This is a genomic window from Clostridium swellfunianum (assembly GCF_023656515.1).
GTDB classification, from domain to species: domain Bacteria; phylum Bacillota; class Clostridia; order Clostridiales; family Clostridiaceae; genus Clostridium_AT; species Clostridium_AT swellfunianum.
Window position 1 is genome coordinate 1,388,208 of sequence record NZ_JAMOFV010000006.1, and the last position, 26,969, is coordinate 1,415,176.

Genomic DNA, 26,969 nt, shown 5'->3' on the forward strand with positions numbered 1-26,969 from the left:
TATAAACTTACTAAACTCTTGCCTAAAATTTCGATTTACTCCCAATTTAAAATAAGCTTTACTCCTTTAGGACTTTTTTGATTACCTATAACAACCTTAGATACAATCATGTCAATCTGCCTTGCAGCGATTATCTTTATGCCCTTATATTCAAACTCTAAATCATTTTCATTCTGCGCATCCAGCACAGCCATAAAGCTTAAATTGCTTCAAGTATTTTCATCATAATCTATTCTTAGAGTATATATATTTTCCTGCTTCATCATGTCTTTAATAACTTGTATTGTACCGTCATCAATTTCTATTATCATATAATAGGCCTCCTTATTATCTCAACACTATTATATAGCTTACTGCCGACAATAAAATTAAGCTTATAAAATTATACAGACTAAATCTAAGCATATAAATCTTGCCTTCCTTTGGATTTTCCTTAATAAAAAGCTTATAAGAAATAACGCTTGCCAGTGAAGCGATAAGTGTTCCCATACCTCCCAAATTAACTCCTAAAAGCAGGGCTCTCCAATTATCAGTAAACTTTGATAAAAGAATTGCAGCCGGAACATTGCTTATGAACTGGCTGAAAAATATAGAGCTTAAAAACACTGAAGCTGTGCCATTAAGCCAGCGAATCACATAGCTGTATATAAATTCTATACTAGAAACATTTCCTATAAATATAAAAAAGCAAATAAAGGTTACCAATAGTAAATAGTCTATCCTTGCAAGCAAGCTATTATTAAAAATCAATACTGCGGCAATTGTAGCTATAAATGCAAACTTATAGCTTACAGCATCAAGTATAGAGACTGTTATAATACAAAATACTGCTGCCCATACTAGGGCTTCCAGCTTGTCTTTTAATTCAATTTCAGCAAGCTTTATATCCAGAGTTTCCTTGTTAAGCTTCAAGTTTACAATATATAACCAAGCTCCACCTAATATAGTCATTACTCCAATAGTGGTAAAAAATTGCACTGAGGTAAGTTTATAAAATGAGAATATATATAAGTTCTGGGGATTTCCCATTGGAGTCAAGCTACTCCCTATATTAGCAGCTAAGGTTTGAAAAATAACAGTATTAAGCATAGCTTTTCCTGTTTTTCTGCTAATAATTAAAGTTAATGGGACAAAGGTTATTAAAGCTACATCATTAGTTATCAGCATGGACGTAAAAAAGCATATAAAAATTAAAACTAGCGAAATCCCTCTTAAGCTTCTGCTTCTGTTTACAATAGCTATAGCAAACTTATCCAATATTTTTAGTTCTTCAAAAGCTTTTACTACAATCATAAGATTAAACAAACTAAATAGCACCTTAAAATCAATGTATTCAAGCTTTGGATTATTTACAAAGCAGCTTGCGGCTGCCAGTACAAAGGCTATAGCAAATACAATGTCTCTCTTGATTATACTATAGCCATGGTAAACCATTTTTTTGTTTAACTGAAGTAGATATTCTGACATAAGTCTTCCCCCTTGTTTGCTTTAGCTGCTACTTTCTTTTATATACAGCAAACACATGGGGATGCTTATGAAACAAATTTTCTTTTTCTGCAGTTATATTTTCTACTTCCCAGCATTCGTCTATTTCAGGAAAAAATGAATCTGCCTCAAATGAATCAAACACATGTGTTATGTATAACATGTCTGCATAAGGCATCATTTGCTTATATACTGAAGCCCCACCTATTATGTAGATCTCTTTCTTATAGTTATCTAAGGTATCAATCAACTCATCAATGCTAGATACAACAATAGCACCTTCCAGTTCTATATTTTTCGACGTCAAAACTATGTTAACTCTATTAGGTAAAGGCCTTTTAGGTATAGACATATATGTATTATATCCCATTACCACAACACTGTTTGCTGTAACTTTTTTAAAATACTCCATGTCTGGTTTTATTTGCGCAAGCAGCTTATTATTACAACCTATGCCTAAGTTTCTGTCTACTGCAACTATCATATTAATCATATCTATATTCTCCTAGCCTTAAATCCCTAATTCAAATTTCAGCTGTGGTTTAACTGGCTCATAGTCCACAAGTTCAAAGTCATCAACAGTAAAGCTGTAAAAATCAGTCTTTCCTTCTTTAAGTATAAGCCTAGGAGTCTTTTCGCTTGGAGTTCTTGATAAAAGCTCTCTTGCTTGTTCTAAGTGTCTGTCATAAATATGAAGGTTTTGAACAACGTGCATGAAATTTCCTGGCTTTAAGCCTACGTGTCTAGCAACCATCATCATAAGAGCAACATATTGCATTTTATTTATATGCCCAGCCACAAGATAATCTGAAGATCTTTGTGAAAGAGTCATGTCAAGATATTCTCCTCTTACACTCCATAAAGTCTCGAAGGCACATGGGTAAAGTCCTTTGCTTTCCTTAAAATCGGCATATTGATAAAGATTTACTATATGCCGCCTCCCATAAGGTTCGTTCTTTAACCCTTTTAAAAGACCATTCATCAAATCATACTTTCTTACAGTAGCACCATATCTTTGACCTATAGTTCTGTTTCCAATATCCCATTCATCCCACCAAGTAATACCGTGCTTATCCTTTAAGACTTCAAGATTTTCTGTTTGATCTTGGTAAATCCATAGGATTTCAGATATTGCTTTTTTAATGTAAATAGGTCTTAAGGTAGTTATCGGAAACTCATTATTTGCTATATTGTATTTTTCTACTACCTGTGTAATAAAAATAGTATGAGCCTCTACACCATCAGCATAGTGGGGTCTAACCTTTTGCCCTTCATCTGTATTTCCGTTTTCCATTATTTCTTTTATGTTCTCTATAAATACTTTATCTGCTTTCAACATTTAACCCTCTCCTTAGTGATCAACCTAAATTAGTTTTCTCTTAACTATTTTAGACTAAACACAATAAAAAACCAATGTTTTTTATCACAAAGCTTCATCTAGTAAATCATATATAAAACAAAAAGATTAAGACCGCATGTTTTCATAATGCGGTCTTAATCTTTTATTCTCTTGAAGAAGTACCTGGCTCCGTAAAAATTCTCACGAATTTAATTGAATAAATATCACAAAGCAACTGTGTCCCCTCAGGTTCTCTTAAAATAATATAGCTTATTCCAACCCTTTCTAAAACTCCAGTTCTATCTTGATAGGTGTTAGTTCCAATTAAGAAGCTTACAAGCATTCTTTTTCCAATTTGAGTTCTTAAGTAACCCTGAGTGTAATTTATATCTTGTTGAACAGGTGCTCCCTCTGCCATTTCAAAGCCTCCTGCCTGCTGCATACCTTGAAGAGCTTGTGGAGTTGGATATGGAGGTACTGCAGTAGTTCCTCCTGGTGCTAGAGATGGCATTCCTGCTGTAGGTCCAGGGGTCATAACCGGCATTCCTGTTGGCCCCGGCTGGAACATTGGCATGTATTGAGGCATGGCTAACTCATCCTGCATTTCCCTAAAAGGGCATTCATTGTAATAATCGTTATACATTTAAATCCTCCTTGATATATAAAATTAATTATGTTTGAAAATAAAGTGATGTCGGGTTGTAGAAGCAATGCTGAACCACTCTTACCTGGAATCTACCAGTTCCATTGTATGGAAAAGAGTACGGACATGAAGGGATAAATGGATTAAAGTACCATAGGGAAGCACCTACTGTAAATATCCTATTTCCAGATAACGCCCAGTCAGCAATTGCATAATGTATTTCTTCTGGTGGATTAGCCCAAATTGTTTGGGGGTTTGGTTGACCTCTTAGCGTAGAACGAACACAGTCAAATTGTCCTTTTTGATATATTACCTTTCTTACATCGCCTTGACCTATTCTTAAATATTCACCACCAGGAGCATTAACTCTATTCATAATTACAGAAGCAACCGCCTTCATACCGTTTTCGCCTTCGCCGCCAGCTTCACACCTGAGTATTCTTGCTAATAATTCTCTTGCACTATATGCCACCGCAAAGTCACCTCATTAATTGAACTCATATTACTATTTTATTCAGCTTCAGTAAAAAAGGTTCTTTATTTTTTCAAGTAATCTAAAAATATTTACAAATAAAGGTATCTATATCTCTCAATTGTATCATTTGTGAAGCCCACCTTGATCCATTCCATATCCAACATGTCATTGAATTCTGATTTATATTAACAGGCTTACACCAAAACTTATTATTATTTTTTAACCATACATAAGTAATTTCATATTGGCATGGAAGAATGGTTGTTTGAAAAACCAGATTAGTTCCAGGCGTCTTAGTGAACCCAAGTGCATGAGCCTTATCTTTATCAGGAATAAAATTTGGCGGTTGGGTCTTTGGTGGATCTGGGGAAGCAATCTCTCTGCCTACAGGCATAGGTGCGCAACCTCATCTGGCATATGGTTTATAGCTAGACATCTTCATCCTCCTTATTTATTGCTACATATTATAATATGATTTCACTATTACTATTGCTATTATTTTTCTAAACAATAGTCCTAATAATAAACCCTTTGCAAATCTTATATTTTTTTATGATATAATATGTTCAAGGGCCGTAAAGCTTTATAGTCTTTATGTGCTTATAAGAAATACAAGGGGCACGAGGATTGATAATCTTCGTGTACTTATAAGAAATACGAGGAGGAATTTACTAGTGATAAAAAGATTAATTTCTTTACTTACAGCAATTGCTCTTTTGTTTAGTGCAAGCTATCTAGTTTATGCTGATGATAACCCACAAGATGCAATAGCACAAAATAGAATAAAATTTCAGCAAATGAGCGACAATATCATTGAAATTAACCAAAAAATTATTGACATGAATGATCAACTAGATAAATTTAAAAATGACATAGCAAAAAATAATAAAGATATAAATGAAAACACTAAACTTATAGAGGCAGAAGCCTCAAACATGGAAAGGCTTGTTAAAGAGGTTGAAAGCAGTCAGGAGCTTGCGAACAAAAGAATTAGAACTATGTACATAAGCGGATACAGTAAAAACTTCCTTGAAATTCTTCTCAGCTCTGAGAATATGTCAGATTTTTTCTATAAATATGAAGCTATAAAGAGAGTCATATCCTTTGATAAAAAATTAATAGATAATTTGATAACAAAAAAAGCTGCATTAAACGAAAGTATCAGCAAATTAAACCAAAAAAAACAGAAGCTTGATGAATTAAAAGCCTCCAATGTCGCAGCACTTGCTAAGTTAGATGAGGACAAGCAAAAGCTCGAAGCTTTAGTAAAGCAATTTAATCAAGAAAAACTAGCTGCGGCTGAGTTAATAAAAGAAAATGAAGAAAAACTTATATCCCACGCGATTTCAGTTGTAGATTCAAGTTCATCAGGTATAAACGATGTGAAAAGTGCTCTTCAGACTTTAAACAGCCTTATACCACAGCTTAGTACAGCTTCAGTTAAAGCCAAAGCAAAGGATTATGTAGCTAAAGGAAATACAAAATTGGCTGATTTAATAGCCAAGGCAGCTCAAGAATCACAACCAGCATCAAATAGCAGTGATACTTACAAAGCTACCTACTCCATGACTGCTACAGCTTACGCTGGAGGTACGTTAACAGCTATGGGCCTAAAGCCTATAAGAGACCCCAATGGATTAAGTACTATTGCCGTGGATCCAACAGTTATTCCATTAGGCTCAAAAGTTTTTATTCCTGGATATGGATATGCTATAGCCTCTGATACTGGAGGTAAGATTAAAGGAAACATTATAGACTTATATATGAATTCTGTGGCAGAATGTATTACATGGGGCAGAAGACCAGTAACTCTAAATTTAGTAGCTTACCCTGGTGAGTGGTAAAATTAAAATTAAAGGGATGTTCATTATAACAATGGACATCCCTTTAATTTTAGTAACCTTTTTCTAAATCAACCTTATTTACCAAATCTTCACCATTTATATATCTTCTCAAATTTTCATATATAAGCTTCCATCTTCTTTCATTTCTCATTTCTGAAATCCATGAATTGTGTGGAGTAATTATTGCATTTGAAAGTGTCCAAAGCTCACTGTCTTTTCCTAAAGGCTCCTCTTCAAAAACATCAAGAGCTGCACCTGCTAAGTTTCCAGTCTTTAAGCTTTCGATTAGGGCACTCTCATCTAAAATGCTGCCTCTTGCTACATTAACTAAAAAAGCCCCTCTTTTTAGTTTAGAAAATGCAGCTTTGTCTATTAAATGCTTTGTTTCCTTAGTGGAAGGCACAGTTATAACTACGACATCACAAATAGAAAGTATTTGATCTAATTGCTCTATACTGTGACACTCATCGAAATAGTCTATATTTCTTCCGTTTGTGTTAATGCCTATAAGCCCTACGCCAAACCCCTTAAGTCTTTTGGCTGCTTCTACAGCTATGCTTCCAGTTCCTATAAATCCAATAGTCTTGCCATAAACTTCAAGTATGTTAGTTTTCATTTTCCAAAGCTTATTTAGCTGATTTCTATAAAGACCATGACTATTCTTCATAAGCTGCAGTATACTCATTACTATCCATTCCCCTATTGGAATGCTATAGCCACCTTTATTATTGCAAACCTGTATATTAGATTGCTTTACTATATCTATAGGAAGCTGATCAATACCTATGCTAGACAGTTGTATATATCTTAAGTCTTTTAGCAGGCTAATATCCAAAGAATTAAAAGGATTATAGCAAACCAGTACTTCTGTATCTTTTATTGACTCACTAAATGCAGCTTTTTTCTCATCAATAATTGAAACATCATAACCAAGCTCTTTAATGCTATTCATATTTTCTTTTCCATAATCATAAGTAAAAAGTACCTTTACTGCCATGCTTTCTTCTCCTATCATCCAAATATAATAATAATTATTATATGTAATTTTATAAAAAAATCATATTAACAGCTTGTAAAAAAGCACCTCTGAACTACAGAAGTGCTTAAACAAACTACATTAACTTTTCAAATACAGTATAGCTAAATATTACTGCAAAACTCAATACCAATGTCATAATTTTATTTTTCATTTTTATTATCTCCTTCCGATATCTCTAACAACCCCAATTTAGCTCTTGAATTCATTGATAATAATTTTCATTTATTAATTTATTATACTCTTCTTTTATCTTACTGTAAATACAAAAATTAGATACATTTCGCATAACTTTATGATTTTTATAAACACTGAAGAAAATATTAGAATACCATAACATAATATTATATAAATATTTGTTTGATAATTACTATTAAGTAATGTATAGTATTATTGTAGGTCAAGGAGGAAATAAAATGAAATTAAGAAATAAACTAAGTACAAAACTCATATTATCAATATACGTTTTATTAATAATAACTTTGGTTTCAATAGCAGTTCCTAGCTATTTTGCTATTGTCAACGAATCGGACAAGGTTCTAACTACTCAAATGGAAGAAAGAGTAATGTGTGCTTGGGACGTAGCTAATGGTCTGGATACTACTTCAATAAGCCAGGAAACTGCTAAGAAAGCTTTTGAACAATATATTGTATCGAGAAAAGTCGGTGACAACGGCTACGGTTATGCAGTAACCTCAGCCGGAGTTGGATTGTACCATACTGATAAGTCTCAAGTTGGGGTTAGTTTGGTAAATCAGGAACAAATTAAAGTGATGCTATCCAATATTTCAAAATTTGATATGCAGCAATATGGAATGGCTCAAGTATTAAAGGTCAATTATGTCCATAATGATGAAAATAAATTTGCTTACTATACATACTATAAACCTTGGGATATGATAATAGCACTTTCAGGCTACACTTCTGAATTCCAGGGTGCTAAGGACAAAGCCTTGCAAATCACTGTATTTGTTGGTATTTTCATTTTAATTATCGCTTCTTTAATAGCTTATCTTCTATCCAAGAGTATAACAAAGCCAATAGTTAAAATCTCAGAAGCTATGACAGAAGTTAAAAATGGGAACCTTAGAATTAATAATATTAAGATTGAAGGAAAAGATGAAGTTTCAGCACTTGGAAACAACTTTAACGCTATGGTTTTAAATGTTTCGAGCATGATTGAAGGCATACAAGCTAATGCTGATAGGCTTAAGATACAGTCAAGTACCTTATCAAATGTATCTATAGAATTATCAAAAAGCTCTGAGGAAGTTTCTTCAGCAATAAACCAGGTTGCAAATGGGGCTACTGAACAGGCTTCTAACTTGGTTGATATTAGTGGAATATTTGAGGACTTTGGAACTGAGCTCGATAAGATATTGGTTTTGATTGATAATGTGCACGGCAATTCAAAAATTATTAATGGCAAAGCTAGTGGAAGCAACTCACAGCTCCAGAAGCTAGTAGATTCTATTGAAAAAATAAGGCAATCCTTTTTAGGGGTAAGCAACAAAATAAATGAACTTGGCGTCAACATAAATCAAATCCAAGAAATTACTACAGCCATAAACAATATAGCTGACCAGACAAATCTTCTTGCGCTTAATGCAGCAATTGAAGCAGCAAGGGCTGGTGAAGCTGGAAGAGGATTTTCAGTTGTAGCTGATGAAATAAGAAAGCTTGCAGAGCAATCCAAGCACTCCTCTAAGAGTATTAGTAAAATAATCGGCCAAGTTACTTCAGGAGCTGGGGATGTAATAAATACAACAAACGATGTAAGTTTAGAGCTGAAAGCTCAAACTTCAACAATAGAAGCGTCTATTAACTCCTTTAGAGACATAATTACTTCAATTGAACAAATACTTCCTAAGGTTGAAGAAATAAATAATGCAACACAGCAAATAGATAGAAGAAAATCAGAAATTATTAACAGAATTGAATCTGCTTCTTTAGTAGCCGAAGAAACCTCCTCAACTTCTGAGGAAATATCTTCATCAGCTGAAGAAATGAACTCCTCAGCTTCTGAGGTATCTAATTCGGCAAGCTTGTTAAGTGAAGCTTCACAAAAGATTTCTGACCAGCTTAATAAGTTTAAGGTTTAGATAGATGCAAATAGAAAAGGAGATTAGGCAGCTAATATCAAACTGCTTAGTCTCCTTTTATTTATATAAACTAAAGCCTTTTATAAACTCAATCTTAACTCAATTTAAATCTTGTACATAAGCAAATTTCGCTATTACCGGATCCATGTTAGATAAACTTATTTTCCCTAAATAATCACTATTTATTAGTCAATATTATCAAAATCACTCATATAATATTAATAACTATAAAAACATGGAGGTTGAATATGAATTTAAATCCTACTCAACAAGAGCTATCATCAGGAATAAAGCTTCAGGAAGCAAAGACATTTGTTGGCAAGAATGCAGATTATTACATTAATAAATGGTCTATCCTAAAATCTTCGCCTAAAAGAATAAATTGGAACTTTGCTGCATTCTTTTTAAGCATTTTCTGGCTTGGGTATAGAAAGATGTACAATACTCTGCTGATTATATTAGGTATTTTCATAGTAACAGATATAGTTCAGGTATCGATTGGCATAGATATAAATAACGCTATTGGATATGCCATATCAGGCGCATTAGGTGTTATGGGCAATAGCTATTACCTTAATCATATGAAGAAAAAAATATTTAAAATAAAAAATTATTCATCTACTGAAGGTGAATATTATGATATGCTAGAAAAAGCAGGGGGTACTAGTTGGTTAGGTGTGCTAATTTCTATAGCTGCAGTAGTTGTATATTTTATAATAAGCGTATTTATATATAATTTCGTCTAAATATAGTAGTAAGAAACCCACACCCCTTTCATATCTATCACTATACTATAAGAATTTATTTTTAAAAATAAAGCACTCTAGAAAATCTCAAGTTTCTAGAGTGCTAAAAATTTCTTTATTAAGTTGGCTGGGGTGGCAGGATTCGAACCTACGAAGTACCAGAGTCAGAGTCTGGCGCCTTACCACTTGGCGACACCCCATCAGTATTCCACCTTTTAATGGTACCAAATCTACCCTATAATGTCAAATTAGTTTTCATAGTACACAATATAATTATAGTAAAATCCAGCAGTAACTGTACCGCTGGATTTTATAATTAGGAGTTGTATTTCTATATTGCTCTTGTTGCCTTTTTTAAATATTCTAACTCTTCTCCATCTAAATATGAAGAAAGCTTTTCAAATACAGTTTTGTGATAGTTATTTAACCAATTCTTCTCTTCATTAGTTAACAAACCTTCATCAATAGCATCAAGATCTATTGGGCATAAGGTTAAAGTTTCAAACTTCATAAATTGTCCACCGTATTGAGTCTTTTCATCCTCTTGAACAACTACCAGGTTTTCAGTTCTTATACCATGCTTATCAGCCTTATAAACTCCTGGTTCATTAGATACTATCATTCCCTTTTCAAGCTTTATAGTATTAGGAACCATAGCTATTCTGTGTGGTCCTTCATGAACATTTAAGAAGAAACCTATACCGTGTCCTGTTCCATGCTTATAGTCTAATCCTGCGTTCCACAGCGGAGTTCTAGCAATTATATCTAGATTTGATCCAGTTGTTCCGTATAAGAACCTCTGCATAGTCAAATCTATCATACCTCTGAGTACAAGAGTAAAATCTGTTCTTTCTTCTTCTGTAAGCTCTCCCATAGCAAGTGTCCTTGTTATGTCTGTAGTTCCATCTAGATATTGTGCACCAGAATCTATTAAGTATAGACTTTCTGCCTTAATAGTTGCCTGATTTTCCTTTGTTGCATGATAGTGAGGCATTGAAGCATTTCCCTTATAAGCTGATATTGAACCAAAGCTTAAGTCATAGAAATTTTCTCCTGCTCTTCTTATTTCTTCAAGCTTATCTGAAGCTTCTATTTCTGTAATATTACGTGTTTTTATGGTTTTCTTTATCCAATTAATAAACTTAACCATAGCAACGCCATCTCTAACCATTGCATTTCTTACATTTTCAATTTCTGTTTCATTCTTTACTGCCTTAAATCTTGTAGTTATATCCATAGCTTCTATAGTTTTAATTTTTATAGAGCTATAAACCCAAGTATTAGTCTTAGATGGATCTAGTAACATTATTCCCTGGGAAATAGTTTCCAAGAAGTCAACTACACTCTCATAAGGCCTTAATTCTACTTTAGCTTTTTCAAGTGCAGCTCTAACCTCTGAACCTATCTTATTGCTGTCTATAAATAAGTAGCACTTTCCTTCTGAAATAACAACATAAGATATTGTTAGTGGGTTGCACTGAACATCTCTTCCTCTTATATTTAAGAGCCATGCTATATCATCAAGTCCTGATATAACATAATGGTCTGCTCCTATATTTTTCATTTCTTTAATTACTTCAGCAAGCTTTTCTTCTCTTGATCTTCCTGCATATTTCACATCATGAACAATAACGTCTGTGTTTGGCTTTACAGGCCTATCTTCCCATACTTTATCAATTAAATCCTCACCAAGCTCATAGGAGAATTTCCTGTTTTCTAAAGCCTTCTGCAGACCTCTAAAATAATCTACTGAGATAACCTTTCCGTCAAAAGCAATCTTTGCACCTTTATTTACGGACTCCTTAAGGAAACCCTCAATTGTTGGTACACCTGCTTCTGCCATTCTAAATAATGTTACACCTGTACCTTTAAGCTCATTCTCAGCTTGTATAAAATATCTTCCATCTGTCCAAAGTCCTGCATCATTCAGTGTTATAACTGCAGTACCAGCTGAACCAGTAAAACCAGTAATAAAAGTCCTAGCTGTATAATGCTCTGCCACATATTCGCTTTGGTGAGGGTCTGAACTTGGTACTATGTACGCTTCTATTCCTCTTTCTCTCATTAAGCTTCTAAGTGCTTCAATCCTTTGTTTAATATCCATTCTTGTCACCTCTTATTGTAAACATTTACTTTTAGTATTTTGTATTATAGCTTTTATTATAACACAAAGCTATGCAAGTTAAAGATATATGTTTATGTCATTTTATTAAAAAGGCAGAGGAAAACTCCTCTGCTTTCTATTTGCTCGCAAGTTTTGGCGAAGTGATAAATAACCCTTCAACTTTATGAGTTTCATCTCCGTTTTTGAAGGTTATTGTAACCATAACGTCCTTAGGTTCATTAGAATATTTAGCTTTATATATTGCAACTGTATAATCTCCATTTGCTTGTGTCTTAACAAATTGCTTTGACTCAAAGTTGCCTATTTTATCTTTAATTAATTTGTTCTGCTGCTTGAAGTTAGTTTCTGTGAGTGCTGACTTCATTTTATCGCTGAAATCTTTTGAATATGAAGAGTAGTCATCCTTGTTAGATGCTATTAGGATACTTTCCAGTATAGTATCTGAGTATGCTTTTACTTCTGCTTCATTTGTTTTTGTCTTTTGTCCACAACCAGCAAGTAAAGTTAATAACATGACTAACACAAGAATAGGATTGAACTTTCTCATCTTCATTTTAATACCTCCATTAAGATAATATTTTTCCACTGCTTGATCTTTTTATTTTTATAATTATCGAAACTAGCAATGTAATAGCAAGTATCCCAGCCCAAGCTTCAAACAATGCTATATTTTTAATAAAGCCTATAGATGAATCCAGCAATCCGTGCATTAAAATAGCATAAAAAAGATATCTATATTTTCTAAACTTAACTCCATATAAAACTATGAGAGAAGCGGCTACATGAAAGGTCATAGCGAATATTCTTTCTAATCCCCCCACTAGGTAAATTGCTGAAGGCTGATTTAATAAAGCAGGATTACTTATGCTTAAAAGAATAGAATTTATTAGAGGAATTCCTGCTAAAAGTATTGCTTCTATACCTCCGTGCCCAATCCCATAAGCGATACCATTTTTCCATTGACGGTTTCCTTTCAGAAGAAACTTAAAAGCAACAAACCTTCCTATGTTTTCAAAAACGGCTGCACTAAAACCTAAGACTATAGCTATAAGCCAAGGATTAACCACAGAGTTATAGCTATACCATGAGGTTCCCTGTAAAAGCCTTAAGAGAGGAAACCTTAGCACAGGCTGAAACAAAATAAAAATTAATGCACCAATACCAACTGCCTTCCAAGAAGTTTGATATTTACTTCTTAAATACAAAGCCACTCCTATTGGAAGAATAGTAGCAGCTGCTGCACTTAGAGACATAAATAAAATAGAAACATTGAAATTCATAAATATCCCCCTACCCAATAATACAATTCTAGCATTTTTAACTATTTATATGTTCATATACGTACATATTCTTATGTTCTTATATTTACATATTTTTATGTTCTTATAAATACAACTTTTTTCAGAATGTATTTTTAGAAGGAGCGATTTAGAATCGTCTCCTCCTCTTTGCTTTCCTATTTTATACTATTGTTTTTAAAGCCAGTGGTTGAAACTATATTATTATCTTTAATATCTAGATATTTAATTTCAACCAGGTCTCCTTCTTTTGTAAGAACTATATCAACTCCTGCTGATTTATTAACCATATAAATAGTGTTTTCTTCAGCAAGCTTAACATAGAAAATTGTGTTTCCTTCTTCTGTCACTGCATTTACTCTCGATACTTTTCCTTCAATAGTTTTTTCTTCTGCCTTTATGCTGTTTGCATTTTTATCATTTGCAGCATTTATCTTACCGTAAGCTATAGCATTTTTAAAGGATTCAATAGCAGCTTGCTTATTACCTTCAAGAACTACGTAACTATTTTGTGCTGCAACTATAGCAACTTTTACTAAGGCACCATCTGTTTTGTTAACTACAGGAACTATCCAAGCTTCAGTGCCAAATAAATTATAGAAAAGCGGCTGTACTGGAGCCCAATTAGCTTTATTCGCTCCAAGAGTTTTATCAACTGCATTCATTGCTCCCTTTCCATTTATATAGCCAGAAGTTTTATAATAAATCATGTCTCCACTTCTCATATCCATTAAGGTATATCCTGTCATTGTAGTTGAACTGCTTGAAGTATTTGTATGGTCAGTAAACCACTTCATCTTTCCATCTCCATCAATTACTCCTGTTACTTCTTTTGAGTTAACCTGAAGTCCCTCTACACTTGTTTCTCCAGTCCAAGCTGTAGGCACATGTACACCAACCTTTGCAAATATCTTGTTTATAAGCCCCTTTGAAAGAGTACCAAAATAACTATTATAAACCTCTGAAACATCAGAAGGATAAATCTCATCTACCCAAGCAGGCACCTTATCCTTGCTGTAGTCTGTAATCTTTCCATCCTTAAAGGCTAATAAAAGTACACCATCAATTACAGGAGCCTTACGTCCATATTGATAATGTCCATAGCTTCCTACATAGTATGGATTTCCTTCATCATCAAGCTCAGCATTAGCTTGGAAGAGTATAGCACCTGGTTTAGCTCTACGCATAGTTCTTTCAAGATCACGACCAAGTATAAGAGATTCTGCAGCTGAGACTGGCATACTTATAATTTTTGCTTCCTCCTGCTTTTCTGCTGATACATACATAACTCCAGGTATTTGCTTGTTTGTAACAGCTCTAAAGAAACCATCTACTTCAATAGGAGCCACATACACCGCCCCATCCTTAGTCATTGTTACACCAAGTTCACCAATTTTATAAACGCTTGGATTTGGTAGAGTACCAATCATCTTCTGCATCTCATAGTAAGCTGTTTCTGGAGATATAACAACAACATGCTCTGCATCTACCTTAGAAACCTTTTCTGTACTTTCTTTTACAGGAACCATTTTAGCCAATTTCTTTGCACCAGCAGTTATATAAGGATAATTATTGTAACCAATGCTAAAAATTAATGCCGCAATCATAATTAATGGAATTGCAGTTGAGGCCTTTTTCTCTTCCTTAATTCTTTTGCTTTTATAACCTGCTTTACTGCCCAAATAAAATATTATCTGCATCAAAGCTGGAAACCACATCATAGCTAAAATAAATGAAAGACTTCTGTCCACCTTGAATACATAAAGAAGTAAGAAGGACGCTAAAGCACCTAAAATTAATCTTCCTAGCTGTTCAGGCAAGTCTTCTTTTTTAAAGCTCGGTTTTAGAAACAATACGATAATTAATAAATAAAATAACATTTTTCTCCCCCTATTTTCCTATTAGTTAATAAATATTTAACATTATTAATAATTCTATTATATGTTATCTAATACCATATAACAAGTTATGATATAGTCTTATTTTCTCCAAATCTATAAGCAAAATATTATTTAAGCTTGAAATCTTGTATTAATATCTCATTTGCTCTTATTATCTCATGCTTCCTTTATCTATTCATTATAATCTTGTTTCCATGGTAAAATATAAAAGGAATGCCTTACATATATCAATTCAATATACAAAGCATTCCATTATAGGGTTTTAAATTCTTTTCTTTATATATTCACTTGGAGAGCATCCCTTGACTTGTTTAAAAATACGGTTAAAGGTCACTAGACTGTTAAATCCTGAAGCATACGCAGCTTCAGTTATAGTTACGTTATCAAAAATAAGTTTTTCTGCCTTCTTTATTCTATACTCGTTCAAGTAATTGCAAAACTTTTTTTCAGTGGCTTTTTTAAATACTCTTGAAAAATGATATTCGCTAAAGCCTGCTGCTCTAGCAACATCCCCTAGGGATATCTGTCTATTGTGATTTTCTTCAATATATTCAAAGGCTTTATGGAGCTTGGTCAGTTCGTAAGTTTTATTTATATTATTGCTATGTTTATTGCTGCTTGAAAAGCTTCTGGATAATATAACTGCAATATCAAGAAATCTAGCATTTATATAAATGTCAGATGCAATTTTCAAATTATCATGCTCTCTCAAAATCCTTATTATCTGAGTTTCTAATTCATAGTGAATTTCCTTGCTGTCATATAAGGTAATTAGTTGAGTAAAATATTGGGAAGACTTGTAATCATGAGAATTACTAAAACTCAGGATTTTATTATAATCAAATTGTATAAAATATACTACTCCTTCACCGTCATAGGTATGATATCCATGAATATCTCCTGGGGCAACAATAAGTATATCTCTTTCATTTAATTTACACTCTTCATTATTTAGGCTTACAGTGCAATTGTTTTTTTCTACATAAATTAATTCTAAAGCATTATGCCAATGTGATGGATAATTATAATTTGCTTCTGTATTCACTGCAATTCTAAAAATATTGTTTTCAGTAAATATTTCTTTCTCTCGCAGTCCTTCTAAAATCATACAATCACATCCTTCAAACTAGAAATAAAAAAATATCCTCATTTCAAATTCTATCATAAGCTTTGAAATGAGGATACATAATTAATATTCTAACTCTATGGCTTTACCATTTACAGTATAGGTTCCCTTAAGAACTTCAGTATTAGTAAGCTTTATACTTCTTGAATCCGGCTGACTTCCTCCAACAAACACTTCAAAGTCACCTGGTTCAAGAATACATTTTCCGCTATTATCAATAAGAGCCATTTGCCTAGCTGTAAGCTCAAAGCTTACTTCTTTTTCTTCTCCCGGCTTTAGGCATACTTTTTGTATCCCTCTAAGCTGCCACCTAGGTACTTCAACGCTAGCTTCTACATCCTTTAAATAAAGCTGAACAGTCTCGTCAGACTCATAGTTTCCTATATTTTTAACTGTTGCTTTAACTTCCACAGCTTCACCAGCTTGCACGGTATCTTTATTAAGTCTTATATTACTATATTCAAACTTTGTATAGCTTAAGCCGTATCCAAAAGGATATAATGCTTCATTTTGCATATATCTATAGGTCCTATTCTTCATTGAATAATCTTTGAAATCAGGAAGTTCCTCTGTTGTCCTGTAGAAGGTTACAGGTAGCTTTCCAGATGGACTAAACTCACCAAACAACATTGAGGCAATTGCAGTTCCACCTTCTTCTCCTGGATACCAGCCCTGGATTATGGCAGGAACATCTTCATCTGCCCAAGTAACCGCAAGCGCACTTCCAGATAATAGCACTAATATTATAGGCTTTCCTGTTTTATATACTGCCTCAAGCAAATCCTGCTGAACTCCTGGAAGATTTAGATGTTTCTTATCTCCACCTGCATACTCATTTGAAACATCTCCCTCTTCACCTTCGATACTTGCGTCTAAGCCCATACACATAATAACCACATCCGCTCTTTCTGCTACAGAAACAGCTTCCGCAAAGCGATCCTTAGCTGCAGATAATCCATCTATTTTATCTCTGTATAGGTGGCAACCCTGTGCATAGTATACTCTTGTATCCGGATTTACTGCATTTTGTATTCCTTCAAGTACAGTTACATATTTTGAAGCAGTTCCAAAGTAGTTTCCGATTAAGGATTCATGGGTATTAGCATTTGGTCCTATAACAGCAATGGATTTTAGTTTGTTTTTATCAAGAGGAAGCATATTGCTTTCATTTTTAAGAAGCACTAAAGTCTTTTTACAAACTTCTCTAGCTAAATCTCTATGCTCCTTACAATCATTCATTTCATAAGGAATATTTGCGTAAGGCACCTTTTCAGGATCATCAAACATGCCTAGCTTCATTCTTGTATTCATAAGTCTTGTAACCGACTTATCAATAGTTTCCTCTGTTATAAGTCCTTCCTTATGAGCACGAATAACATTTAAGTACATATTCCCACAATTTAAGTCACAGCCATTATTTAAAGCCAAAGCAATGGATTCTAAAGCATCTGAAGTAACCTGATGATTTTCATGAAAATCTTTAATTGCCCAACAATCTGAGGTTACATGACCTTTAAAACCCCAATCCTCTCTAAGAATATCATTTAATAATGTTTTGCTTCCACAGCAAGGCTCTCCGTTGGTTCTATTGTAAGCTCCCATAACAGCTTCAACCTTAGCTTCCTTTACAGCTTCCTTAAAAGCTGGAAGATATGTTTCATACATATCCTTTAGGGATGCTAATGCATTAAAGCTATGTCTTTCTGCTTCAGGTCCGCTGTGTACAGCGAAGTGCTTAGCACAGGCAGCAGTTTTTAAGTACTTTTCATGCTCACCCTGTAAGCCTTTAATATAGGCAACACCTAATCTTCCTGTTAAATATGGATCTTCGCCATAGGTTTCATGACCCCTTCCCCATCTTGGGTCTCTAAAAATATTTATGTTTGGAGCCCATAAGGTTAGACCTTTGTATATATCATAATCACCTTTTCTTGCAAATTCATGATGCTTTGCTCTTGCTTCTGTAGCGACAGCATCTCCAACCTGTTGAAGCAAGTTTTCATCAAAGGTTGCAGCCATTCCTATTGCTTGAGGAAATATTGTTGCAACCCCTGCTCTCGCCACCCCGTGAAGTCCCTCACCCCACCAATTGTAAAACTGTATTCCAAGCCTCGAAACTGCAGCAGCACTATGAGTCATTTGGCTTGTTTTTTCTAGAAGGTCCATTTTTGAAACAAGGTCTTTTGCACGTTCTTCAAAGCTTACGCTTTCATCTTTATATAAAGGCTTCTCTAGCATAATATATCCCTCCGTAATTATACTTAACTTAGTCAATATAATTACATTCTAACTGCTAAAGCCAACCTTCTCTAATCACTTCTTGCTAATACCTAATCATTTTTTGCTATTTATTTTCAGAGCTGTCTTTTTGTCTTTTAACCTTGAAGCCTTCCTTTAAGGTTACTATTTTTATATTTAAGCTGCTAAGAAGTTTTTCCAGGCTTCTTGTATTATTAATGAACTTAACATTTTTTCTTCTTACTAAAAGTTCTATGATTTTAACAATATCCTTCTTTTGATTTTCACTAAGCTTGTTATCTTCTTTTAAAAGCCAACCATTTATATAAGCTAGTGTAGTCCATATTTGCTCATCAGTAATTTTATTAACGTCCATAAGCACCCAAGTAAAATCTTTTCTTCTGGTGCTTGGTGGATAAGCTTCTTTAAAAAACTCTACAAAGTAATTTATTGGCTTTGGATCTTTTTCTGAAACATACTTACCAAGCTGAGCCTTTAGCTGATTTTTTAAATGCAGCTTTGTATTTACTTTAACTGTTCCACCTAAATCCTCTATGGACTTATATATAAAGTTATAGGTATCCTGTACCTTCTCAGCAGGAATGTCAGGCTGCTTAAATATTTTAGTTATATCTATATACTCTAGTATGTGATTTTTCGTATTTAAATCTTTTCCATATAAAGCCTTCCAAGCTTCTTTTGCATCCATGCATTTTACATCTAAACTTAATTCACTCACGATATTTTATCCTTTCCTGTAATCCTCCAGCTAAAATTATTAGTCTGAGGATTTTTTACAAAACTAATATAACCATCAAATTTTGTTCCATCTTTATTTGTAATGCCGTTAATTTCAGCCTTACCATCCTTTAGAAGCTTCTTAATCATTGTCTTTGTAACCTTCTTCTTTAAAGACTTTATAAATTCATCTTCCTTCCAGATAACAAACTTGCAGCCGCTTTTCCAATTGCTGCAGCCAAAGCCTCTTTGTCCTTCTATAATATCATGCCCGCAAACAGGGCATTTACCAAAGGTCTCAATTTTTGTTTCTCCAGGTGAAGCAGCCTTATCATTTTTCTCTGCTGAGTCCCCTTGCTTTTTCGTTCTACTTTGTCTAGCAGACTTTGGTTGTTCCTCAGCAGCTTCTTTGTTTTTATCATAAGAACTGGCCTTTTGAGAGTTATCCTTTAAAATCACTGGTCTATCTCTTTTTATAGCTTCTACAGACTGTGCTACAAAATCAAATACGTGCTTTAAAAAGTCATCTTTCTTGAACTTTTCCTTTTCAATGTCAGATAAAGTTTTTTCAAGCCTTCCCGTATACTCTAAGTCAAATAGCTCTTTAATAGGAAAACTTTCCACCATCCTTCTTCCAAGTTCAGTACATATTAAAAATTTATCCTTGCTATAGATGTAGCCTATATCCTTTAGCTTTTTTATGGTTTCTGCCCTGGTTGCAGGTGTTCCTATACTGAAGCCGCTCAGTATAGCAGCCATCATTTCGCTGCTGTCCTCATTTTCAAATTTCTTCCCACAGGTTTCCATAACCCTAAGCAAAGTCTTTTCAATATGATGCTTTGGTGGTGTAGTTTTATGCGTGGTTACCTTTGCCCCCACTAATTGAACAGGTTCATTCACATTAACAAAAGGTAAGATTACATCCTTTGATTCAATCTTCTCTACCTTTTTCCAGCCCTCCACTATTTGAACCTTACCCTTAGATATAAAAACACCCTCCAAATCTATATTATTTACTCTAGTAGTTATCTTAGTTTCTTCAACCTCGGCTACAGGCATGAATTGAGCTATAAACCTGTTCTTTATTGCATTATATACAATAGCCTCATCTGGAGAGAGCATCTTTGGCAGGACATATGTAGGAGTTATAGCACTGTGGCTTTCTACTTTTGAGTTATCAAAGACTCTTTTTGTTACTTTAAACTGAATTTCCTCTTCAAAAGGCAACCCTTTCTTTAGTAGTTCTAATACTTCCTTAGCCTTTCCTACCAAACTTTCTTCAAGTACTGAGCTTGCTGTTCTCGGATAAGTTATATGTTTTTTCTCATATAACCCCTGTGCGACCTTAAGTACCTTATCAGAAGTCCAACCCTTGTTTTTACTAGTTATAAATCCTTGCAAGTTAGATAAGTTAAATAAAAACGGCGGATATTCCTTTTTCTTGTCTATTTCCTTATCTACAATAACTCCATTTTTATCTTTCAAGTTTTTTAGAATCTCTTGAAGCTGATTCTTATCGCTAAATTTTTCTTCTCCCTTTACGGTATAAAAGCCATCATATTCAGCATTCTTCTCCGTCTTAAAGGTTGCTTGAAGCTTAAAGTAATCGTTTGGTACAAAACTTTCAACTTCCTTATCTCTATCATAAATAATCTTAAGAGTTGGAAGTATAACTCTTCCTATATTCAAAGGCTTACCCATACCCCTTTGATACTTTAAGGTTGCAACAGAGGTTAAATTAATTCCTATAACCCAATCTGCCCACTGCCTGCTTATTCCCGCATCCTGCATGGGTTTCATAACTCCATTGGATTTTAGCTTGCTCAAACCTGCTATAACTTCCTTAGGTGTCCATTCATTAAGTAGCAATCTATATATAGGTTTACTCACTCTTAAATATTTTAATAAAATGTCACCTATTATTTGACCTTCTCTGTCAAAGTCACAGGCTGATATAACTGCTTCAACATCATCTCTTAGTACTAAGTGCTTAATTATGTTAACTTGCTTACTTGCTCCGCTGTCTTTCTTAGACTTATCTTTAGAATCGCTCTTAATCTTATACTTAAAGCTTTGAGGTATAAAAGGAAATTTCTCCATCCTCCAAGCTGCCATAGTTTCATCATAATCTTTAGCATCATAGAGCTGCAGTAAATGTCCGAAAGCCCATGATACTATATAATCCTGGCCTTCAAGATATCCGTCTTTTCTTACTTTTATATTAAGCGCCTCAGCTATATTCTTTGCAACGCTAGGCTTTTCTGCTATTATCAGTTTCTTAGACATTAACTGGCACCTCTATTACATACAAATTTTGCAACTAAATGATATCACTTTACTTTTTTATTATCAACATAAAAAATCAGACCGGATAGCACCGGTCCAATTGTAATTGTTTATATTACAAATTTACATCTATATATTATCACAAATATTTTTACACATTTTCTTTCGAGCTGTAGAGAAATAATATAATGCTACAACACTGAAAAAGATTATAAGTGATGGTATACCATATATGTTCTTTAGTATCGAATCTTTAAAAATGACATTAACATCCTTTTTCAAGATAAACTGTATTATTGCCACGTTAATTCCTTCACTAATAAACATTATAAGCATAGTTATAACACCTGCACGAATAGCTTTTATAACACTAATCTTATTAATATAAACTAAAAGGATTATAAATAATACTAGAATCAATATGGAGTGTATACCATTATGAATAGGAAGGCTTCTTACTAAAAAACCTCCCAGAGTTAATAAAATAACAGATACCATATACTTTTTTCTATCAAAACTAGCTCTAGTTAAAACATATGCTGCAAACATAAAAAGAAAGCCTTCTGGTAATAATCTTATAAACATTTCTATTAAGGGTATTTTAACCATAGTTTTATTACTCCTAATATCATGAAAATCAATATATATTAATAACTATAGCATAAATCTTGTTGAATTAAAATGGAATATAGGTTATTCTATGTAACATTATGTAAAATAAAAGAAGTTTACTACATGTTTTCCCATTTATGTTTATATAAAGTAATGTTATAATAATTTATGTAGAAATTTGCAAATATCTTATTAAACCTTTAAATCTAGGAGATTGGTATGAATTACAACGAAAATGATGGTGAAAAAAATATAAATAGTATTTTAGGAGTTGTTAAACTAGGAGTATTATACTTTAGCATAATTATCATTTTATACCGAGTTATTCATAATGGAAATTCTATTTTAAATATAGCCCCTCAAGAATATATTCATATTATACTTTATATTTTTACGCCAATTATGCTTGTTATGTACTTAATTTGGTCTTATTTTTATTTGCATCCTAAACGTAATAAATATTGTAAAAATATGATTTTAGTAGAAAACCTTGTTTTTATAACTCTCTTTACAATTTTAATTCTTATATCAGGTGCATACAAAAGTCAGTTTAAATTTTTGTTTTTATTCGTAATAATATCTTCTATTATTCAATTAGGATCTAAGATTGGATTATTAATAGCTTCAATTTCTTCAGTTATAGTACTTACAATAGACCTAATCTTTGCACCTTCAGCTTCAGTAAATATATACTTTGAAAATGATATAATACTTGCTGGTTCTCTCGTTTTAGCCGCCTGGGCCCTTGGAAGATATTCTGAGCTTCAAAATGAAAATTTAAACAAGAAAACAGAGCAACTTCAAATACTGAATATAAAACTAACTGAACAAGAACTAAAAAGAAAACAGATAGAAAAAATGATTTTTAATAGCGAAATATGCTATAACCTACTTATAAATAACAGTAATGATGCCATATTTGTTCACAGAAATAATAAATTAATCTTTTCCAATGACAGCGCAGCTAAGCTAACTGGATTTCAGTTAAGTACACTATCTAATACCTCTATCATGGATTTTGTGCCAGAGAATGAGAAGTGCGAAATAGAGAATAAATATAGCAGTATATATAGAGATGAAACAGGGGTTTTATCCTTTGAACAGAGGATAAACATTGTTGACGGAACAACTGTGGCTGTAAAGAACACTTCTACTTGCTTTATTTATGAAGGACAAGCAACTATCCTTACTATACTGCGTGATATAACCTCAGAGAAACAAGTTCTGGTATTAGAGAAGGACGTTGAACGAAACGTACAATTGTTAAATGAAACAAGAGAGTATAACAAGTTTATAACAGATTTTTTCTCTAATATTTCACATGAACTTAAAACTCCTTTAAATATTATATTTTCTTCAGTACAGCTTTTGGCTATTCAGGATCAGGACAAGCTTATGCAAAATAAAGACAAATATTTAAAGATAATGAAGCAGAATTGTTACAGATTAACGAGACTAATTAATAATCTTCTTGATATAACAAGAGCAGATGCTGGTTTTTTAGTTCCTCATATGAAAAATTGCAACATAATAAGTGTGGTTGAGGACATAACAATGTCTGTTGTTGATTTTGCAGAAAACAAGGGAATTGAGTTGATTTTTGATACGAACTGCGAGGAAAAAATAATAGCTCTCGATCCTGATAAGCTAGAAAGAATTATCCTTAACCTGCTTTCAAATGCCTTAAAATTTACGAATCCTAATGGTCAGATTGTAGTCAACATGTTAGATGAGGGTGATTACGTAAAAATTTCAGTAAAGGATACTGGTATCGGCATTCCTGAGGATAAACTGAATTTTATCTTCGAGAGATTCAGGCAAGTGGACAAGACTTTTACTAGGAATCATGAGGGAAGCGGTATCGGTCTTTCATTAGTAAAATCCTTTGTTGAAATGCATGGAGGCATGATTGAAGCTAAAAGCCACTTAGGAAAAGGCAGTGAATTCACTATTCAGCTGCCAGTTAAATTATGTGATGATAACTTAGTAAACGAAAATTTGTCTGATGATAGAATTATAGAACGGGCAAGCCTTGAGTTTTCTGATATATATTCCTAATCTAAATTTAGAACCCAGCAATTACTTAGATAAATTGCTGGGTTCTTGTTATCTCTCTCTGCTCATTATAGCTTCTCGCCTCTTATCAGCAAGCTTTTTCGTTCTAAACACAATATCCCACAAAGTGGTGCCTATACCATAGTTTGAATTATAGATGTAGTGGTGAACCCTATGATGCTCCTTTAGTCTTTTAAATATTTTAAGCTTTTCTATAAACACATTTGAACTTTTATGAGAATAAAGGTGGACATACTCTTCCCAAAGATTATAAAGCAGACAGAACACAAAAAATAAAATCCCATTAAACTTATTTTCATAAAATATTATGCTAGCAGGAATTAGATATAAGCTTCCATTTAACAAAATTCCTCTAGCATCTAAAAGAATATCCTCCGCTTTCGCATTATCTATCTCATAAGACTTTACACCATGAAATATTTTATGATGTATCTTTATATGTTCCATTTCATAGGATTTATGCTGCACAAATCGATGAAGGCAGTATTCCACTAAAGAAGCGTATAAAAAAGCTGATATTACAATCAATAATAGCATAAAAATCCCACCTTTAATCCTTATCGCATTATTATCATATTCTACATTATTAATAACTGTTATCAATTATAACTTATTATCAGATATTTTTCTATACTTTATATATGTATTTGCATATTATTTAAATTCTAGATTTTTTACATCGTCTTAGTACAATACTTCAATAATAATTAGAGGGAGTGAATTTCAAATATACGAAATACACTCCCTCTTATTATCTTTTATATCAAGCCCTCATCTTTAAGCTTTCTCCTAGCTTTGTTAATATTTTTTTCATTAAGCCCTGTTGAATTTGATATTTCACTCATGCCTATACCCTTATCAAGCATTTCTTTTGCATCTTCCATAGCAACTTCGTGTTTTTTCTTCTTGTCATTATCCATAGTCTCATGCCCCTTTCTCCATTATATTCTTATTTTTCCCGTGACAAATGGTTTTATTCTACCTTCTTCCACCACTCCTCAGTAGTTTCAGTTTGATTTATATCTACTTTTTCACCAATTATGGGATGCAGTAAAGGCAGATTCCTTTTTCTGCTTTCCTCTAGAACTCTCTTTATTGGTTCATCCCAATCATGAATTGATAAGGTAAATTTAGCCCAATGCGCTGGTATCATTTTTTTTGCCTTCAAATCTATAGCAGCCTGAACTACTTCTTCAGGCATCATGTGAGACTGTTTCCAATACTTGCTGTATTGCCCACATTCCATTAGAGCCAAATCAAAAGGACCATATTTATCTCCTATTTCCTTAAAATGTGCTCCAAAACCTGAATCTCCACTATAGAAAAGCCTTGTTTTAGGTGTATTAATTACAAACGAACCCCACAGAGTTTGATTTGATTTTAGGCCTCTTCCTGATCGATGTCTTGAAGGAGTAAAAATAATTTTAAATCCTTCCCCTAAGCTGGCAGCTTCATACCAATCCTTTTCTATTAGAATATTTTTATCAAAGCCCCAATGCTCGAAGTGTGCTCCAACTCCAAGACCTGTTATGATTTTATTAATTTTTGATTTCAATTTTATAACCGTCTGGTAATCCAAATGATCATAATGATCATGTGATATAAGAAGATAATCTATGGTAGGGAAATCCTCTGCAGAATATACATCGCTTCCTTTATAACTTCTATTGTATATGCTTGTAGGTGCAGCATATCCGTCCAAAACAGGATCGATTAACATTTTCTTGCCATCAAGCTGTAAAAAGAATGATGAATGACCAAGCCAAATTACTATATTATCTTCAGGCCTTAAATTTTTCAAATCTATCTTAATTGATGGAAGTTTGTCTGGAGGCATTCGCTTTCCATTTCTATTAAAGAAAATTTCTTTAAGCATTCCATATATGTTAAAGCTGCTTTCTCCTCCCATTTCAGAAACTTTAGCCAGGTTTTGAAACTTACCATCTTTGTAGTTAGGAGATTTTTTTATTCTTTCTAACCTTTCACCTGTAGATTGTTTTCCAAACTGTGGCTGTTTCATAAAAATAAAGCCTCCAATTAATATAATAATTATTAAAGTAAGTAGTATCTTTATAGTTTTAGATAGTTTTTTCATTCTATTACCTATTAATATATTCAAATTTAAGGTTCTTATATATTATTACAAGTTGCAAGCTTAAATATAACATAACTCTATCAAAACTAATTGGATGCATATAGCTTTACTACCAGTTTCTAATTAGGATATTACTCATTTTTAAAGGGCAGAATAAATTCGTAATAAGAATTAAAATAAAGCTGGAGGTAATAACTATGAGCATATTCGGATCAATATTTGGTACTGATGATAATGAAAATAATCAAGCTGGCAAAAATACAAATAAAAACAATCAGAATGAAAATCAAGAGGGGACTCTTCAATTAAAAAAGGAAGAACTTGATATAAATAAGGACAAAGTGCAAACTGGTGAAGTTATACTAAGTAAGGAAGTAGTAGAAGAACAACAATCAGTTAATGTTCCTGTTACTCATGAAGAAGTTGTAATAGAAAGAAGACCAGTCAATAATCAATCATCAGATTCCTCAATTAACTCATGTTCTGACTGTGGTTGCGATAATATCGATAACAGCGACAAGGAAACTATTAGAATTCCTGTAACAGAAGAAAAAGTTGAAGTTGGAAAGCATACTGTAGTAACAGAAGAAGTTTCTGCTTATAAGCGTAATGTTGAAGAAACACAAAAGGTAGAAGAAACTTTAAGAAGAGAAGAAGCTAAAATTGATAAGAATGGCAATCCTATTATAACTAACGAAAATAGTAAATCTAATAATAATAATAATAATAATAATAATAATAATAATAATAATAATAATGACAATAATAATTCAAACAGCTGGTCCTAGTAAGAACATTTTATGT

At 33.0% G+C, this 26,969-nt stretch carries 25 protein-coding genes and 1 tRNA gene; 5 read left to right on the top strand and 21 right to left on the bottom strand.

The genetic code is table 11. The features are described 5' to 3' along the window. Positions 1-35: 35 nt before the first annotated feature. The 7 genes from NBE98_RS06325 to NBE98_RS06355 all read right to left on the bottom strand — a co-directional run bounded on the left by NBE98_RS06325 (position 36) and on the right by NBE98_RS06355 (position 4,336). On the bottom strand, positions 36-194 hold the full coding sequence (locus tag NBE98_RS06325) for a hypothetical protein (RefSeq protein WP_250813719.1): 159 nt from the start codon (positions 192-194) through the stop codon (positions 36-38). Between the two features lie 133 nt (positions 195-327). Then, on the bottom strand, positions 328-1,467 hold the full coding sequence (locus tag NBE98_RS06330) for an SLC13 family permease (protein WP_250813720.1): 1,140 nt from the start codon (positions 1,465-1,467) through the stop codon (positions 328-330). Between the two features lie 28 nt (positions 1,468-1,495). Beyond that, a complete protein-coding gene (locus NBE98_RS06335) occupies positions 1,496-1,978 on the bottom strand; it encodes a dihydrofolate reductase (protein ID WP_250813723.1) in 483 nt (160 codons plus the stop codon). Between the two features lie 18 nt (positions 1,979-1,996). Then, positions 1,997-2,824, bottom strand: a complete 828-nt coding sequence (locus NBE98_RS06340) for a thymidylate synthase (RefSeq protein ID WP_250813725.1) — start codon at positions 2,822-2,824, stop codon at positions 1,997-1,999. 163 nt (positions 2,825-2,987) lie between these two features. Then, positions 2,988-3,467: a hypothetical protein gene (locus tag NBE98_RS06345; RefSeq protein WP_250813727.1), complete on the bottom strand. Its 480-nt coding sequence runs from the start codon at positions 3,465-3,467 to the stop codon at positions 2,988-2,990. A gap of 28 nt (positions 3,468-3,495) precedes the next feature. Next, positions 3,496-3,939, bottom strand: a complete 444-nt coding sequence (locus tag NBE98_RS06350; RefSeq protein WP_250813728.1) for a cell wall hydrolase — start codon at positions 3,937-3,939, stop codon at positions 3,496-3,498. An 82-nt stretch (positions 3,940-4,021) separates the two neighbouring features. Next, complete coding sequence (locus tag NBE98_RS06355) at positions 4,022-4,336, bottom strand: hypothetical protein (protein WP_250813729.1); 315 nt, start codon at positions 4,334-4,336, stop codon at positions 4,022-4,024. Between the two features lie 280 nt (positions 4,337-4,616). Here NBE98_RS06355 and NBE98_RS06360 point away from each other — a divergent pair, with 280 nt between their 5' ends. Next, positions 4,617-5,786, top strand: coding sequence for a 3D domain-containing protein (locus NBE98_RS06360; RefSeq protein WP_250813731.1), 1,170 nt, complete (start codon positions 4,617-4,619; stop codon positions 5,784-5,786). A gap of 49 nt (positions 5,787-5,835) precedes the next feature. On the opposite strand, the gene NBE98_RS06365 is transcribed toward NBE98_RS06360, so the two are convergent. Then, on the bottom strand, positions 5,836-6,783 hold the full coding sequence (locus tag NBE98_RS06365) for a phosphoglycerate dehydrogenase (RefSeq protein ID WP_250813733.1): 948 nt from the start codon (positions 6,781-6,783) through the stop codon (positions 5,836-5,838). 455 nt (positions 6,784-7,238) lie between these two features. Here NBE98_RS06365 and NBE98_RS06370 point away from each other — a divergent pair, with 455 nt between their 5' ends. Together NBE98_RS06370 and NBE98_RS06375 are read left to right on the top strand one after the other, a co-directional pair. Continuing rightward, positions 7,239-8,924: a methyl-accepting chemotaxis protein gene (locus NBE98_RS06370; protein WP_250813736.1), complete on the top strand. Its 1,686-nt coding sequence runs from the start codon at positions 7,239-7,241 to the stop codon at positions 8,922-8,924. A 248-nt stretch (positions 8,925-9,172) separates the two neighbouring features. Further along, the gene (locus tag NBE98_RS06375) at positions 9,173-9,670 is read left to right on the top strand and encodes a DUF2628 domain-containing protein (RefSeq protein WP_250813738.1); all 498 of its coding nucleotides are present in this window, start codon (positions 9,173-9,175) and stop codon (positions 9,668-9,670) included. A gap of 124 nt (positions 9,671-9,794) precedes the next feature. Here NBE98_RS06375 and NBE98_RS06380 read toward each other — a convergent pair. The 10 genes from NBE98_RS06380 to NBE98_RS06425 all read right to left on the bottom strand — a co-directional run bounded on the left by NBE98_RS06380 (position 9,795) and on the right by NBE98_RS06425 (position 21,991). Beyond that, a tRNA-Gln gene (locus NBE98_RS06380) sits at positions 9,795-9,870 on the bottom strand. A 131-nt stretch (positions 9,871-10,001) separates the two neighbouring features. Then, positions 10,002-11,774: an aminopeptidase P family protein gene (locus NBE98_RS06385; protein WP_250813739.1), complete on the bottom strand. Its 1,773-nt coding sequence runs from the start codon at positions 11,772-11,774 to the stop codon at positions 10,002-10,004. A 136-nt stretch (positions 11,775-11,910) separates the two neighbouring features. Continuing rightward, a complete protein-coding gene (locus NBE98_RS06390; RefSeq protein ID WP_250813741.1) occupies positions 11,911-12,348 on the bottom strand; it encodes a DUF3887 domain-containing protein in 438 nt (145 codons plus the stop codon). 13 nt (positions 12,349-12,361) lie between these two features. Next, on the bottom strand, positions 12,362-13,075 hold the full coding sequence (locus tag NBE98_RS06395; protein WP_250813749.1) for a YhfC family intramembrane metalloprotease: 714 nt from the start codon (positions 13,073-13,075) through the stop codon (positions 12,362-12,364). 176 nt (positions 13,076-13,251) lie between these two features. Further along, positions 13,252-14,973, bottom strand: a complete 1,722-nt coding sequence (locus tag NBE98_RS06400; protein WP_250813755.1) for a hypothetical protein — start codon at positions 14,971-14,973, stop codon at positions 13,252-13,254. A gap of 283 nt (positions 14,974-15,256) precedes the next feature. Then, complete coding sequence (locus NBE98_RS06405) at positions 15,257-16,102, bottom strand: AraC family transcriptional regulator (RefSeq protein ID WP_250813756.1); 846 nt, start codon at positions 16,100-16,102, stop codon at positions 15,257-15,259. Positions 16,103-16,183: 81 nt separating this feature from the next. Then, a complete protein-coding gene (locus NBE98_RS06410) occupies positions 16,184-18,358 on the bottom strand; it encodes a glycoside hydrolase family 3 C-terminal domain-containing protein (protein ID WP_250813758.1) in 2,175 nt (724 codons plus the stop codon). Between the two features lie 106 nt (positions 18,359-18,464). Then, entirely contained in the window at positions 18,465-19,067 is a 603-nt protein-coding gene (locus tag NBE98_RS06415; RefSeq protein WP_250817486.1) for a hypothetical protein, read from the bottom strand. Positions 19,068-19,093: 26 nt separating this feature from the next. Continuing rightward, positions 19,094-21,382: a type IA DNA topoisomerase gene (locus NBE98_RS06420; protein ID WP_250813759.1), complete on the bottom strand. Its 2,289-nt coding sequence runs from the start codon at positions 21,380-21,382 to the stop codon at positions 19,094-19,096. Between the two features lie 129 nt (positions 21,383-21,511). Then, positions 21,512-21,991 carry a hypothetical protein gene (locus tag NBE98_RS06425; protein ID WP_250813762.1) on the bottom strand — a complete coding sequence of 160 codons (480 nt, stop codon included), beginning with the start codon at positions 21,989-21,991 and terminating at the stop codon, positions 21,512-21,514. A 222-nt stretch (positions 21,992-22,213) separates the two neighbouring features. Between NBE98_RS06425 and NBE98_RS06430 the strand changes: the two genes are divergently transcribed. After that, entirely contained in the window at positions 22,214-24,052 is a 1,839-nt protein-coding gene (locus NBE98_RS06430; protein ID WP_250813767.1) for a PAS domain-containing sensor histidine kinase, read from the top strand. A gap of 48 nt (positions 24,053-24,100) precedes the next feature. Here the strand turns inward: NBE98_RS06430 and NBE98_RS06435 are convergent, their stop codons facing one another. The 3 genes from NBE98_RS06435 to NBE98_RS06445 all read right to left on the bottom strand — a co-directional run bounded on the left by NBE98_RS06435 (position 24,101) and on the right by NBE98_RS06445 (position 26,090). Further along, on the bottom strand, positions 24,101-24,607 hold the full coding sequence (locus NBE98_RS06435) for a sterol desaturase family protein (RefSeq protein WP_250813769.1): 507 nt from the start codon (positions 24,605-24,607) through the stop codon (positions 24,101-24,103). A 221-nt stretch (positions 24,608-24,828) separates the two neighbouring features. Next, the gene (locus tag NBE98_RS06440; protein ID WP_250813771.1) at positions 24,829-24,990 is read right to left on the bottom strand and encodes a hypothetical protein; all 162 of its coding nucleotides are present in this window, start codon (positions 24,988-24,990) and stop codon (positions 24,829-24,831) included. A 53-nt stretch (positions 24,991-25,043) separates the two neighbouring features. After that, on the bottom strand, positions 25,044-26,090 hold the full coding sequence (locus NBE98_RS06445) for an MBL fold metallo-hydrolase (RefSeq protein ID WP_250813773.1): 1,047 nt from the start codon (positions 26,088-26,090) through the stop codon (positions 25,044-25,046). Positions 26,091-26,362: 272 nt separating this feature from the next. On the opposite strand from NBE98_RS06445, the gene NBE98_RS06450 reads away from it, so the two are divergent. Further along, on the top strand, positions 26,363-26,953 hold the full coding sequence (locus NBE98_RS06450) for a YsnF/AvaK domain-containing protein (RefSeq protein ID WP_250813774.1): 591 nt from the start codon (positions 26,363-26,365) through the stop codon (positions 26,951-26,953). The last annotated feature ends 16 nt before the right edge of the window (positions 26,954-26,969 follow it).

Excerpts from the sequence above, each read along its gene's own strand:
- NBE98_RS06325 (WP_250813719.1), bottom strand. The coding sequence starts at position 194 with ATGGCTGTGCTGGATGCGCAGAATGAAAATGATTTAGAGTTTGAATAT.
- NBE98_RS06330 (WP_250813720.1), bottom strand. The coding sequence starts at position 1,467 with ATGTCAGAATATCTACTTCAGTTAAACAAAAAAATGGTTTACCATGGC.
- NBE98_RS06335 (WP_250813723.1), bottom strand. The coding sequence starts at position 1,978 with ATGATTAATATGATAGTTGCAGTAGACAGAAACTTAGGCATAGGTTGT.
- NBE98_RS06340 (WP_250813725.1), bottom strand. The coding sequence starts at position 2,824 with ATGTTGAAAGCAGATAAAGTATTTATAGAGAACATAAAAGAAATAATG.
- NBE98_RS06345 (WP_250813727.1), bottom strand. The coding sequence starts at position 3,467 with ATGTATAACGATTATTACAATGAATGCCCTTTTAGGGAAATGCAGGAT.
- NBE98_RS06355 (WP_250813729.1), bottom strand. The coding sequence starts at position 4,336 with ATGCCTGTAGGCAGAGAGATTGCTTCCCCAGATCCACCAAAGACCCAA.
- NBE98_RS06365 (WP_250813733.1), bottom strand. The coding sequence starts at position 6,783 with ATGGCAGTAAAGGTACTTTTTACTTATGATTATGGAAAAGAAAATATG.
- NBE98_RS06370 (WP_250813736.1), top strand. The coding sequence starts at position 7,239 with ATGAAATTAAGAAATAAACTAAGTACAAAACTCATATTATCAATATAC.
- NBE98_RS06375 (WP_250813738.1), top strand. The coding sequence starts at position 9,173 with ATGAATTTAAATCCTACTCAACAAGAGCTATCATCAGGAATAAAGCTT.
- NBE98_RS06385 (WP_250813739.1), bottom strand. The coding sequence starts at position 11,774 with ATGGATATTAAACAAAGGATTGAAGCACTTAGAAGCTTAATGAGAGAA.
- NBE98_RS06390 (WP_250813741.1), bottom strand. The coding sequence starts at position 12,348 with ATGAAGATGAGAAAGTTCAATCCTATTCTTGTGTTAGTCATGTTATTA.
- NBE98_RS06395 (WP_250813749.1), bottom strand. The coding sequence starts at position 13,075 with ATGAATTTCAATGTTTCTATTTTATTTATGTCTCTAAGTGCAGCAGCT.
- NBE98_RS06400 (WP_250813755.1), bottom strand. The coding sequence starts at position 14,973 with ATGTTATTTTATTTATTAATTATCGTATTGTTTCTAAAACCGAGCTTT.
- NBE98_RS06405 (WP_250813756.1), bottom strand. The coding sequence starts at position 16,102 with ATGATTTTAGAAGGACTGCGAGAGAAAGAAATATTTACTGAAAACAAT.
- NBE98_RS06410 (WP_250813758.1), bottom strand. The coding sequence starts at position 18,358 with ATGCTAGAGAAGCCTTTATATAAAGATGAAAGCGTAAGCTTTGAAGAA.
- NBE98_RS06415 (WP_250817486.1), bottom strand. The coding sequence starts at position 19,067 with ATGGATGCAAAAGAAGCTTGGAAGGCTTTATATGGAAAAGATTTAAAT.
- NBE98_RS06420 (WP_250813759.1), bottom strand. The coding sequence starts at position 21,382 with ATGTCTAAGAAACTGATAATAGCAGAAAAGCCTAGCGTTGCAAAGAAT.
- NBE98_RS06425 (WP_250813762.1), bottom strand. The coding sequence starts at position 21,991 with ATGGTTAAAATACCCTTAATAGAAATGTTTATAAGATTATTACCAGAA.
- NBE98_RS06430 (WP_250813767.1), top strand. The coding sequence starts at position 22,214 with ATGAATTACAACGAAAATGATGGTGAAAAAAATATAAATAGTATTTTA.
- NBE98_RS06435 (WP_250813769.1), bottom strand. The coding sequence starts at position 24,607 with ATGCTATTATTGATTGTAATATCAGCTTTTTTATACGCTTCTTTAGTG.
- NBE98_RS06440 (WP_250813771.1), bottom strand. The coding sequence starts at position 24,990 with ATGGATAATGACAAGAAGAAAAAACACGAAGTTGCTATGGAAGATGCA.
- NBE98_RS06445 (WP_250813773.1), bottom strand. The coding sequence starts at position 26,090 with ATGAAACAGCCACAGTTTGGAAAACAATCTACAGGTGAAAGGTTAGAA.
- NBE98_RS06450 (WP_250813774.1), top strand. The coding sequence starts at position 26,363 with ATGAGCATATTCGGATCAATATTTGGTACTGATGATAATGAAAATAAT.